This is a genomic window from Rhodococcus sp. MurmanLake-1 (genome assembly GCF_056945715.1).
This window is the reverse complement of record NZ_JBWZNF010000001.1, coordinates 144,299-156,085: the sequence shown is the minus strand read 5'-3', so window position 1 is coordinate 156,085 and position 11,787 is coordinate 144,299. Positions and strand designations below refer to the sequence as shown.

At 63.5% G+C, this 11,787-nt stretch carries 12 protein-coding genes; 3 read left to right on the top strand and 9 right to left on the bottom strand.

The genetic code is table 11. The features are described from left to right. Positions 1-143 precede the first annotated feature (143 nt). Positions 144-500 carry a hypothetical protein gene (locus AC2ETI_RS00740; RefSeq protein ID WP_020907776.1) on the bottom strand — a complete coding sequence of 119 codons (357 nt, stop codon included), beginning with the start codon at positions 498-500 and terminating at the stop codon, positions 144-146. A gap of 189 nt (positions 501-689) precedes the next feature. Here AC2ETI_RS00740 and AC2ETI_RS00735 point away from each other — a divergent pair, with 189 nt between their 5' ends. Continuing rightward, complete coding sequence (locus tag AC2ETI_RS00735) at positions 690-1,028, top strand: RNA polymerase-binding protein RbpA (RefSeq protein ID WP_019748472.1); 339 nt, start codon at positions 690-692, stop codon at positions 1,026-1,028. 379 nt (positions 1,029-1,407) lie between these two features. Here AC2ETI_RS00735 and AC2ETI_RS00730 read toward each other — a convergent pair whose 3' ends face one another. The 6 genes from AC2ETI_RS00730 to AC2ETI_RS00705 form a co-directional block, all read right to left on the bottom strand. Continuing rightward, a complete protein-coding gene (locus AC2ETI_RS00730; RefSeq protein ID WP_483633445.1) occupies positions 1,408-2,586 on the bottom strand; it encodes a PrsW family intramembrane metalloprotease in 1,179 nt (392 codons plus the stop codon). Beyond that, positions 2,583-3,236, bottom strand: a complete 654-nt coding sequence (locus tag AC2ETI_RS00725; protein WP_230091154.1) for a hypothetical protein — start codon at positions 3,234-3,236, stop codon at positions 2,583-2,585. Before AC2ETI_RS00725 ends, AC2ETI_RS00730 begins: the two co-directional genes overlap by 4 nt. Positions 3,237-3,372: 136 nt before the next feature. After that, entirely contained in the window at positions 3,373-4,218 is an 846-nt protein-coding gene (locus tag AC2ETI_RS00720) for a hypothetical protein (protein WP_019748476.1), read from the bottom strand. A 92-nt stretch (positions 4,219-4,310) separates the two neighbouring features. Next, entirely contained in the window at positions 4,311-5,879 is a 1,569-nt protein-coding gene (gene lnt / locus AC2ETI_RS00715) for an apolipoprotein N-acyltransferase (protein WP_256064607.1), read from the bottom strand. A 37-nt stretch (positions 5,880-5,916) separates the two neighbouring features. Beyond that, on the bottom strand, positions 5,917-7,551 hold the full coding sequence (locus AC2ETI_RS00710; protein ID WP_020969641.1) for an amidohydrolase: 1,635 nt from the start codon (positions 7,549-7,551) through the stop codon (positions 5,917-5,919). 12 nt (positions 7,552-7,563) lie between these two features. Then, positions 7,564-8,124, bottom strand: coding sequence for an FxsA family protein (locus AC2ETI_RS00705; protein ID WP_003944915.1), 561 nt, complete (start codon positions 8,122-8,124; stop codon positions 7,564-7,566). A 250-nt stretch (positions 8,125-8,374) separates the two neighbouring features. Here AC2ETI_RS00705 and AC2ETI_RS00700 point away from each other — a divergent pair, with 250 nt between their 5' ends. Further along, positions 8,375-9,034, top strand: a complete 660-nt coding sequence (locus AC2ETI_RS00700) for a hypothetical protein (RefSeq protein ID WP_020969642.1) — start codon at positions 8,375-8,377, stop codon at positions 9,032-9,034. A gap of 37 nt (positions 9,035-9,071) precedes the next feature. On the opposite strand, the gene AC2ETI_RS00695 is transcribed toward AC2ETI_RS00700, so the two are convergent. Then, complete coding sequence (locus tag AC2ETI_RS00695; protein WP_483633444.1) at positions 9,072-9,731, bottom strand: response regulator; 660 nt, start codon at positions 9,729-9,731, stop codon at positions 9,072-9,074. Between the two features lie 57 nt (positions 9,732-9,788). Next, complete coding sequence (locus AC2ETI_RS00690; protein ID WP_019748480.1) at positions 9,789-10,952, bottom strand: sensor histidine kinase; 1,164 nt, start codon at positions 10,950-10,952, stop codon at positions 9,789-9,791. A gap of 38 nt (positions 10,953-10,990) precedes the next feature. Here AC2ETI_RS00690 and AC2ETI_RS00685 point away from each other — a divergent pair, with 38 nt between their 5' ends. After that, the gene (locus tag AC2ETI_RS00685) at positions 10,991-11,758 is read left to right on the top strand and encodes a TSUP family transporter (RefSeq protein ID WP_080910376.1); all 768 of its coding nucleotides are present in this window, start codon (positions 10,991-10,993) and stop codon (positions 11,756-11,758) included. Positions 11,759-11,787 lie beyond the last annotated feature (29 nt).

The following is an 11,787-nucleotide window of genomic DNA, read 5'->3' as shown; positions in this document are numbered from 1 at the left end:
GACCTCGACGAAGGGTCGCTTCGAAGTCCGAACCTCCCCGAAGGTCCGAACTCAGGATCAGAATTTGTCGTCGTCAGGCGTCAGGCGCACCGCAGTGCTGCGGTGCTCAACGCAAGGCTAGAAACCGGTTGCCCACACCTGCTTCACCGGAAACGTTCGGCTTCACGGGCAAGTTCGGTCAACCGTTCACACAACTGTGCGAGTTCCGAACTTTCGGCTCCCTCGGCAACAGCAGTCGCCACATCTTCGGCGGCGCAGCGAACCTCGAACATCCGATCCACCAGTTCGACGGCCTCGACGGCGGTCAAGATGACGGCGTCAGCCGGGATCGTCGTGCCCTTGACGGCATTGCGCTGCTCGTACGCGCGCTGGCGACAAGACTGGCTGCAGTACCGGCGACGACGACCCACTCCCGTCACCGCGACCTCGCGGCCGCACCACACACACGGGTTTCCGGAACGCGCAGTCTGCGGTGATCCGACGCGTGTGCTCTCAGCCATGAGTCGACACTGTACTCGAGATTCGGACGCCTTCGATGAACGCGCGCGGTACCCGGTAAGATGGAGAGGTTGCGTCTTCTCGCCACACGGGAACCAATCGGGTGCTCGTGGCGTTGTAGATGAGTGTGAGCGTCTACTCCCCAAGTCAGGGCGCCCACCAGCGGTGACGAACGAAGAGAGGACACCACCATGGCAGATCGCGTACTTCGAGGTAGCCGTCTCGGAGCTGTGAGCTACGAGACCGACCGTGACCATGACCTCGCGCCCCGTCGTATGGCCAAGTACAAGTGCGAGAACGGCGAGATCTTCGACATCCCGTTCGCGGACGAAGCCGAGATCCCCGGCACCTGGTTGTGCCGCAACGGCCTCGAAGGCGCCCTCATGGAGGGAACTGCCCCCGAAGCCAAGAAGGTCAAGCCTCCCCGCACCCACTGGGACATGCTGCTCGAGCGTCGCTCGGTCGAGGAACTCGAAGAGCTCCTCAAAGAGCGTCTCGATTTGCTGAAGGCCAAGCGTCGCGGCGCATGAACTAGCACTTCGATCAAGACCGTCCGGTTCTACACCGGGCGGTCTTTCTCGTTCTACGGGGAGTGATCGTTCACAAGTCGACGTCATACTTCGGCCCTTCTTCGACGTGGCAACTTCAGGATGCTTCGCGGTCCTCAAAGACGCTTCAGGACAACGTCATTCAGCATCCAGGCGCACTCGCGAGCCGACAGTGCGCGGATTCGCGATTCGCGCTGGAGAACCATCGGCACTGCTTCGTGCACCAGTGTGAGCTGTATCCCCCACCCCGCGACACACCAAACTTCGGTACCCCACTCACGCCGATCGTGAACTGGTAGCCCAGTCAGTCGGTGTGGGTAAATGACTTACGGTGCTGAACGGTACTTCCGCTACTTCGCGGTCACTGAGCGATGCTCTGTGCCGCGGTTCCTTGGCGGAGGCGGGTGATTTCGTTGCGTGATTCGACGACCTGGGAGCTGTCGTCGCCCTTGCTGACAGCAACGTCGCTGCACAGATCCAGCGCGGCACGAACGATATGTCGTCGTTGGCGACGTTCGGTGCGAGTGGGTGCGGCTTTCGCGTAAGTGCGTTGTTGTCGCCATCCGCCGGCGGCTGTCACCTCGGCGTCGGTCAGGACGCCGGACTCGATTTCCGGGGCGAGAATGTCACGGACGAAGTGGGACTCACGTGGGTGCGCCCAGACGAACGCGATCCACAAGGCAGTGAAAGCGAAGACGATGTCGCCGATCATGATGACGAACACGAGCGAACTGCTGCCGCCGGCGATCGCGAGCATCGAATCCCACACGCCGTGGATCAGGATGGGTGCCACGATCAACGCCAATCCGCGTCCGATCCGCCGGGGCTGGGCCGGGGTGCCGATCAGATAGATCACGCCGGCGCAGAAAAGGGCTGTAAAGAGGGGATGAGAGACGATGTCGGAGTAGGTGCGGGTGGCGATGGAACCGATCAGTCCGTCGGTTTGGTGGGCGCCGAAGCCCTGCGTCGCGCCGGCAATCGAGTACAGAAAGTCTTCGCTGGTCTGAAATCCCAAGCCGATGAAAGCGCCGAGGAGCAGGCCGTCGGTTGCGGTGCGCACCAGTCGCGGTGCAAGCGCGAGGAGGACGACGATGCCGATGCCTTTGGCGGTTTCCTCCACGAACGGTGCAGAGAGGCCCGCATGCCAGTCCTGAGCCCATACCTGCCCGAAAATCTTCGTGTAGAGCGAGCCGACTGCTCCGTTCGCGGGTACTGCGATAGTGAACGTTGCTGCGGTGGCGCCCCAGATGAAGCCGGTGACCACTAGTCCTACGGGTTGGCGTTCGTAGCGGTCGATGTGCCGGAACCACCATGTCCAGACCGCGGCACTGATGATGCCGACGATGCCGGCAACGAGGAGTGCGCGCCCGAAGTATCCGGCGAAGGGGGCGAACATCTGCCAGCCTTTGACGAGGCCGAATCCGCACATCCACAGGTATATCCAGAACACGACGTTGCGTGGTTGGAAGAAGTGAAATTTCTCGCCCCAGGCCGTCGTATCGAATGCGCGGGAGCGGGTTTCGAGGAGATCGCTGCTCACTTGGTGTCTCCCTCATGTGTGCCGATGGAGGCGATCATGTCGGTGATTTCTCGACCGCGGGCGGCGATCTGATCGGGTGGGCCGACTACCTGTACCCGAATTCCCTCGCCGTCGGTGACGAATGTGGTCACCGATCCGGCGGACCGCGGAGTGTCAAAGCTGACCTGGACGCCGCTCAGACCCCCGTCGGTGCTGATCGGCTGGCGTGTACCGGAGACCGCAAGCACGGAACTGCCGTTCGTCGCAAGACTCACGGCATCTGTTTGGGAGAGGAGCTCGTCGGCAGTTCCACTGAATGTGTCGGCGTCGACGCTCACGGTGACGGTGCCGCCGGTCAACGTCACACGTGGGAGCGAATCGGACGCGCCATGTTGGTCGGTTCGGAAACCACTCTCGACATTCCAGCCCGCAGGTGCGGCGAAGGAGACAGTTTCGGTCACGGCCATTCGGTCTCCGGCGCCGGTTGGATCTTCGGAGGAGACAGCGGAATCGATGGCGGGCACGATCACGGTCCAGAGCATCCACACCCCCAAGATCGCGAGGGCGTGTGGGAAGACGCGTGTGTCGAGTCCGAGGAAGCGGTGATCCGCTGGTGGACGTCGTCCGTGTATGGGCTCGTGCTTGTGTGCAGTACTCGAAATAACGCTCAATTTCCCTCGTTTCCATTGCACGGCAGGTGCACTGACTATCGCAGAAACGGACAAATTCCGTGCATCAGCCGGCACCTGCCGGTCATCGAGACGATCGTGCACCAAGTTCCCGTCGGCGCGAGATCACCGAGAGCTCCTAGTCGACGGTGAACCGTCGCATCGCCAGATGTCCGAACACGCCGACCAGAATCAACGTGACGCCTGCGGTCACGGAAACGGAGTCGGTCACCAACCCCGCGATGCCGGTCACGGCTACGAACACCGGCAAAAAGTCGAACAGCCTGAAAATCGACTGCGGTGGTTCGGTTTCGAGGCCCTGAGCCTGAGCGGCCTTGTTCGGCGCATACTCGGGGTACCACTCGGTGAAGGAGATCGCGAAGAAGGTTCCGAGCAACTGCAGAATCCATCCGGTCCAGAAGTTGTCTCCGTCGTGCAGCAGTGCGTCTCCGAACAGGCCCACTGCGGCCGACCATGTGAAGGCGAGCGCCCACACTGCGGTGATGACGTAGTTGATGCGCAGAAACAGTGGCGTCGTCCAATACTCTTCAGGCGTCGACTCTTTCGCGTACTGCAAAGTGAAAGGATTGCGGAGCAGGATCGATCCGAAGGCAAAGACCACCAGCGCGATGTTGGTCAGTTCGCCTCCCCAGAGTTCGAACCACCGAATCGTGTTCGCCGACGCGAGGAGGCCGATGGCCGCCAGAACGCCGAAGAACACGACGTCGAAGACCTCCAACAGCTTCACCGTGCCGCCGCGCCGGTGACTGGCCGCCAAGATCAGCAGTGACAACCCGAGCGCGGCGGCCGCGGATTCCTCGAACCTTCCCGGCCCGGAGAGCAAGGACAGCAGGATCCACGGTGACAGCCCCGCGAGCGGTGACTGCAGCACCGCGTCGACGACACTGGTCTTGCGAACTGCAGTCTGGGGCTCGGTCTTCTCAGGCTGGGCCTTGTCTGGCTCAGTCTTGTCTGGCTCGGTCACAGGAGGCCGCCTTTACGCAGGAACGGGTGGCACAGCGAGTACCCGCGTAGGCGCCCCTCGGAACATCGGCAGCCCGATATCCGTTGCTCGGGTCAGATTGCCGCAGCCTCCTCAGGTGATTGCTCGGCCCGATCTCGGCGCCGGGCTACCAGCGCCATGGCAATCGCACCGACCGCGATGATGCTGAGCACGATCTCCGGCGCCGGACCTACTCGGGTAGCGAGGGTGGAGCTGGTCGAGAGCGGCACCTTGGCCACAAGTGCCGCCGGCACGAACAGGTCGGTCTGCGAAGTCACTGCCCCGTCGGGAGCGATGATGGCGCTGACACCACTGGTTGCGGCCACAACGACGGCACGGCCGTGCTCGACTGCCCGCACACGGGACATTGCCAGCTGCTGATACGTCATCTCGGTGTCCCCGAAGGTGGCGTTGTTGGTCGGTACTGCCAGCAGCTGCGCACCATTGCGCACCGATTCCTGGAACGCCCGGTCGAACGCAACCTCGTAACAAGTCGCGACGCCGATCGGTACACCCGCTGCGTGGACAACGCCGTTGCCCTCGCCGGGCACGAAATTGCCCGCACGATCGGCGTACGAGGAGAAGTTCCGGAAGAAGCTTCGGTATGGCAGGTATTCACCGAACGGCTGGATGATCTTCTTGTCGTGCTGTTCCTGAGGACCATCGGCGCCGTCCCACACGATCACTGAATTGGTGGTCGTCCGATCGGCATTCACGAGTACGGTGCCGACAAGAATCGGGGCTCCGATCGCTTCGGAGGCTCGGGTGATGTCGGCCGCGGCATCGGCGTTTCGCAGTGGGTCGATGTCCGAGGCATTTTCCGGCCAGATCACGACGTCAGGCTGATCGACGCGGCCCGCGTCCACCTCGGCTGCCAGTTTCACGGTTTCGGCGACGTGGTTGTCGAGGACCTGCTTGCGTTGCGAGTTGAAGTCCAAGCCCAACCGCGGAACGCTGCCCTGGATCGCGGCGACGGTGATCGTTCGGTCGCCGGAATCCATGGTGGCAAGAAACGGCGACACCACGAGAGCAACGATCACGGGCACGATGGCGGCGGCAACGGCTCCGAAGAATCCTCGGTCCCATCGTTTTGCCGCGACAGCGACGACGACTGCTGCCAAGCCGGTACCGGTCAGGGCCACCGCGAAGCTGAGCAGCGGCGCACCGCCGATACTCGCGAGTGGGAGGAGCCACCCTTCGGATTGACCGAATGCGAGCCTGCCCCAAGGAAATCCGCCGAAAGGGACGCTGGAACGAAGCCACTCGGTAAGCGTCCAGGTCGCGGCAATCCACAAAGGTGCCCAAGGCAACCTCGCCACCAGTACCGCCAGCAACCCGAACAGTCCGATGAACAACGACTCCACCGCGGCCAACGCGATCCACGGGACCGCGCCCACGAACACACCGATCCACGGAAGCAACGGCACCAGGAATCCGAGACCGGCCAGGTACCCGTAACCGAAGCCGGCACGAAGACGCAATCCGCCTCGACCGAAGTTCGTCAACACGCACGTCAGAAGAGCGATCCCGACTGGCGCCAGAAACCACAGCGGACGAGGTGGGAACCCGGCGAAGATCAAGAATCCGCCTGCGGCTGCGTACAGCGAACGTAGCCATGCCGAACCGGTGAGCACAGCGTTCACGCGGGAGCGATCGCTGCTGGGCGCCTCTGCGCCGGCCTCACTCACTCGTCGAGCCGCGCTGGTAGACGACGCGTCCGCGATGCACCGACTTGATGCAGACCGGAATCGGCGCATCTTCCGCCAGCCTGGGCAGAGCGGGTACTCGCGAGCGCGGATCGGTAGACCATCGCTGAACTGAATCGGCCGGTGCACTGACTTCGAGTTCGCCTGCCTCCCACAACACGTAGGAGGCGGGTGCACCCGGATTGAGCGTTCCCGCGGCGCCGTCCCGCACTCCGCCCGCGCGCCAGGCGCCGCGCGTTGCGGCGGAGAAGGCCGCACGCGGTGAGATTCCACTTCCGTCGGTGCGGTGCTGGACAGCGGCGCGCAGCATCGCCCACGGCTCGATGGGGGTGACCGGGGCATCGGAGCTGAATGCGAGCGAGACACCCTTACCGGCAGCAGGTGCAAACGGATTCAACGCTGCTGCGCGGTCGACTCCCAGGCGCGTGGCGTACAGACCGTCGGTACCGCCCCACAGTGCGTCGAACACCGGTTGGACGCTCGCGATGACACCCAAGGCCGCGAAGGTTTCCGCGTCGGCCATCGACATCATTTCCGCGTGCTCGAGGCGGTGACCCAACGCGGCGACCTTGGGGCCACCCAGTTCGTCGGCGACCTTGCGGAACGCGGCCGCTGCCGACGAGACGGCACCGTCGCCGATGGCATGGAAGCCGGCCTGGACACCCGCGAGGGTGCAGGCCCGGATGTGTGCGGCGATCGCGTCGACGTCGAGATAGGCGTTGCCCGTCGAATCAGGTTGGTCTGCATAGGGTTCGAGCAGCCACGCGGTATGCGAACCGAGCGAACCGTCGATGAAGAGATCCCCGCCGAGTCCGTCTGCTCCGGTTTTGTCGAGGAGTGCGCGAGCATCCTCTTCGGTGTCGACGCGCTCACCCCAGTAACCCCGAACCTCCACTCCGTGGTCGTGGGCCAGTAGTTCCTGGAAATCGGTCAGTCCCGAGATGTCCGGTCCGCCGCACTCGTGCACTGCGACGATCCCGCGGGAGGCGCACAGATCGAGCGCCGCGGTACGAGCAGACGCGCGCTGAGATTCGGTCAGCAGGTTCCGAGCCGCATTGCGCGCCAGGTGGTGTGCGTCGAAGGTCAGCGGGCCGTCGGCCGAGTATCCGGCAGTGTCGGCGAGGCCGGAGATCCCGTCGCGCAATGCGCTCGAGCACGCGGCCGAGTGAACGTCGATCCGCGAGAGATACACCTTGCGGCCAGGGGCAGCCGCGTCGAGATCCGCGGTCGAAGGCGGCGTCTGATCTGCCCACTCGGTGTCATCCCAACCATGTCCCCAGATGACTGCGTCGGGATGGGCAGTTTCGGGGTTTGCCGCTGCGAATGTTCGTACTCGCGAGAGGCATTCGTCCAGTGAGTTCGCGCCCACGAGATCCAGACCGACGAGATTGAGTCCCAATGCAGTGATATGGACGTGGGTGTCGACGAACCCGGGAGTGACAAACGCACCGCCCAGGTCTTCGATCTCCGCGGCGGGGTGCAACGCCCGTCCGGCGCGCTCGTCGCCGACCCACACGACGGTGCCGTCGGTGATGGCGATCGAGGTCGCGTCAGGTGCAAATGAACTGTAGATCCGGCCGTTGACCAGCAGACGAGTAGTCACGAGCACCCAGTCTGCCTGTTAGTACTGCGGCCCCCGCGAACGGGTGGGTGTATCCGTGTCCAGAATCTCACCCTCGAGGACCAGTTCCTTGCCGTTGCTTGCTACGTACTCGGTGGTTTCGGGTGTCTCGACGATGATCTCGCCGTCGATCACCTCGCCGTTTCCGCGCATGCGCGCCGCGTAGCCGACGGTTCCGGCGAAGGCGTCACCACCGGCGGCAAATGCTGCTGCGCGCTTGCCTGCCAGGAGCACCGCAAGCGGGCGGAGCGCCCACCGGGTCGGCGGAATCAGAAGCAGAAGGCCCAGAACGGAAGTCACGAGTCCGGGTACGAACATCAACGCGGAGCCCGCCGCGACCAAGGCGCCGTCGGCGACCGCCAGTGACGGCGATCCCTCACCCCTCGTTGCCTTGCGGAATCCGTCCATGACTCGTCGCCACTGCGAACGCATGAGGATCAATCCGACAAGCGAACCGGCGAGAAACAGCAGCACTGTCCAGGCGACACCGATGGCGTTGCCCACGATGACCAATGCGGCGATCTCGACGATCACGTAGAGGAGGAATACGGCGGCGATCATGACGTCCCCTTTCAGACGGTCTATCCGTTCAACGCTCGAGGGGCCGGATTTTCTCCCGACAACGACGCAGAGGTGCAAAACAGGCGAGTGCCGTGAGTCACACGGGCCTTCTCTCGCGCACGTGCGACTTGCCTGGCGTTAACTAACGCTCCGCTAACGATTCTAAACCTCAAGTTGACGTTGAGACTATGCGCATGGTCAAGTCACTTCGGGCCGCATTTCCCGGCCTCATGAAATGAAGGAGCCCGACATGAGCCGACTCCCCGGCAAGACACTCGCCCGACGCATTCCCGCTGCCATCGCCGGCACTGCCGCCGTCGTGGCACTCACCGCCGGCAGCACGATGATCAGCGCGGGAACCGCGGCCGCAGAACCGGTAGTACCCGAAGGAATTGCCGCGCTGATCGCGCAGGCCGCAGCCATCTCCCCCGAAGCCTCTGCTGCTGTTCAGCAGTTGATCGGCACGGCAGGCGCTGATCAGATCACGACCGCCCTCGATCTCCCGGACATCGGCGTCACCAAGCCGCAGTCGTTCATGTACCCCGCACCGACAGTCGGGTGTGGCGTGGCCGGTGAACCTGTCACCGTCACCCTCAGCTCCGCACAGGCCGGTCCGAACTTCCCGTTGCCGCCGTGGGTCGAGGCCGACCATCTCCGGTTCCAGGCAATCCCGGGTTACGTCGGCATACCCAAGACCTCAGGGTTGAGTGTTGCCTGGATCAACGTCGGCACCTTCAAGGGTGGCATCGTCCCGTTGGACGAGAAGTTGCCCGTACTCGATACGCCGTTGCTCTCGAAGGTCGTCGACACCGGCGACGGCAAGGTGTTTGCCGCTCTGTTCGGCAATGTCGATTACGCAGACGGGAAGACCTGCATCGTGCTGCCAACAGTGGGCGCTTTTGATGCCTGAGCAGAGCGAAACGCTCGCTGCCTGACAGGCGGCTGGCCTACGCGCCCGGAGTTACCAGTCCGGTCTCGTAGGCCAGCACCACCGCCTGCACACGATCACGCAGATCGAGTTTGGTCAGAATGCGTCCGACGTGCGACTTGATCGTCGATTCGGACAGGTACAGCTGCTGTGCGATCTCGATGTTCGACAGTCCCGTGGCCACGTGCCCGAGGACTTCGCGTTCGCGTTCGGTCAGGACGTCGAGAACCACCGGATCGCGTCGCGGCGCCGGACCGTCCACGATGAACCTCGACAGCAGACGACGTGTCACCTTCGGGGAAACAACCGCATCACCGGCCGCCACGCTGCGGATAGCCGACACGAGGTCCTCGGGCGGGGTGTCTTTGAGAAGAAACCCACTCGCTCCGGCACGCAGGGCGCCGAGCGCGTGTTCGTCCAGGTCGAACGTCGTCATGACCAGGACCCTGGATTCGATCCCGGAGGCAAGAATCTGCTCCGTCGCTTTCACCCCGTCGACAATCGGCATCCGCACATCCATCAACACGACGTCAGGCTTCAGCGCCACCGCCGCTGCGACCGCCGCGGCTCCGTCACCGGCCTCACCGATGACCGAGATGTCCTCATGTGCTTCGAGCACCATGTTCAGGCCCATCCGCATGAGTTCCTGGTCGTCGACTAGCAGCATGGTGATGGGCACGGCGTAAACCTATCGGGCCTGAGACGTCGGTGCCAATGCGATTGCGGCGAGCCGGTATCAATCGTGGATCTCGAGCGGCAACTCTGCGTACACACGCCAACTGCCGTCGGGGCGTCGTCCCGTCTCGAGTGTCCCGTGCAGTACCGCCACCCGCTCACGCATGCCGACCAGTCCGTTGCCCGAACCGTGAGCGAAGGTCGAGCTCGACGTTCCGTTGTCGACGACCTCGAGCAGTACCGCGGTCTCGGTGCGGCGCACGGTGACTCGGGCCTTCGGGTTCGCGCCGGCGTGGCGGAGGACATTGGTCAGTGATTCCTGAACGAGGCGATGAATGCCCAGGCTGACCGATGGACTGACGTCGTCGAGCTCGCCGGTCAGCTCTAGGCGCACGCCGAGACCGGCGGCACGCATCATCTCGACGACCTTGGCGATGCCGGCCGTTCCGTGTTGCGGCATCAAATCGCTACTGACCTCGGTGCGCAGAAGCGAGACGGTCCGGCGAAGCTCGGCAAGCGCATCACGTCCGGTGCTGGAGATATTGCCGAGCGCCTTCTTCGCCAACGCCGGATTGGAATCGACGGCGTACGAGGCGCCGTCCGCCTGAACGATCATCACGCTGACCGCGTGTGCGACGACGTCGTGGAGTTCGCGGGCGATCCGGGTTCTTTCCGTCGCCACCGCATCCTCGGCGCGGCGGTCCCGTTCGTATTCGGCCACTTCGAGTCTGGCGGCCACTTCCTCGTCGTAGGCACGTCGCGCGCTCAAGAACTCGGCGGTGATCCAGGCCAGCGCATAGAGCAGCGTCGCGATGATGATCGTCAGGATCACGTCTTGGCGGATGACGAGCAACGAGAAAGTCATGTCCAGGGCAAGGAAGCACGCGAATATCGCCCCGGTACGCCGATCGACGTACGCAACGAGTGTGTAGAGCGAAACTCCGAGCGCCAGCAGGCCTGGATGTTCCGCAGCCGGATCCCCGGTCGCCCACATCATCAGGGTCGCGAAGTACGACATCGACAATATGGACGCAGCGGACACACGCGGATATTTGCGACGCCACACGACGGGAAGGCAGATCAGAAATCCGACGACGAGCTGAGGCCACCGCTCCTCACGCGGCGAACTGACGAACGTGACTACCTCGAGCGCGAAGAACACGAGCGCCAGCGCGCTGTCCGCGATCATCGGCTTTCCTCGCAGCCACAGGCTGAACCTCCGCATGTGCTCAAGAGTGTCACAGCTGTGAAAGAGTCACCGCCGTGGATATTGCTGATTGGGGACTGCTGATGACGGCAGCAACGGCGGCGGGTTGGGTGGACGCCGTCGTCGGCGGCGGCGGATTGATTCTGTTGCCCGCGCTCTTTCTGGTCGCCCCGCAATTGACCCCGCAGGCCGCACTGGCCACCAACAAACTGACGGCATTCACCGGGACGAGTGCTGCGGTGTACACGTTCTCGCGTCGAATCCCGATGCAATGGCGGCAGATGGCGCCGGCAGCCGCCTTGGCAGCGGTGACGTCCGCGTGCGGGGCGGCGGCCGTTTCACTGATCGACAAGAAGTACTTCATTCCGATCGTGATGGTCGTACTCGTCGCTGTCGCCGTCTTCGTGACAATGCGGCCGACGCTGGGCACCACGATCGCCACTCATCGTCCGACGCAGCGCAAGACCGTCCTCGTCTTGCTGCTCTCCGCCGGACTCATCGGGCTTTACGACGGTCTGCTCGGACCCGGCACCGGCACTTTCCTCATCATCAGCTTCGCCACCTTCCTCGGAACCGAATTCGTTCGAAGCGCAGCCATGGCGAAGGTGATCAATCTCGGTTCCAATTTCGGCGCGCTCGCCTACTTCGCCGTCACCGGGCATGTCTGGTGGAGTTTGGGTTTGGCGATGGCGGTGTGCAACGTGCTCGGCGCGGTCATCGGTTCGCGGATGGCGCTGAGCAAGGGATCCGGATTCGTCCGGATCACGCTGTTGGTGGTCGTGATCGCCATGGTGATTCGCCTCGGATGGCAGCAGTTCGGTTGAGATCGGCGGTCGTCGGCTAGCGTCGTGTG

Excerpts from the sequence above, each read along its gene's own strand:
- AC2ETI_RS00690 (WP_019748480.1), bottom strand. The coding sequence starts at position 10,952 with ATGCGGAGGTTCAGCCTGTGGCTGCGAGGAAAGCCGATGATCGCGGAC.
- AC2ETI_RS00705 (WP_003944915.1), bottom strand. The coding sequence starts at position 8,124 with ATGATCGCCGCCGTATTCCTCCTCTACGTGATCGTCGAGATCGCCGCA.
- AC2ETI_RS00735 (WP_019748472.1), top strand. The coding sequence starts at position 690 with ATGGCAGATCGCGTACTTCGAGGTAGCCGTCTCGGAGCTGTGAGCTAC.
- AC2ETI_RS00740 (WP_020907776.1), bottom strand. The coding sequence starts at position 500 with ATGGCTGAGAGCACACGCGTCGGATCACCGCAGACTGCGCGTTCCGGA.
- AC2ETI_RS00700 (WP_020969642.1), top strand. The coding sequence starts at position 8,375 with ATGAGCCGACTCCCCGGCAAGACACTCGCCCGACGCATTCCCGCTGCC.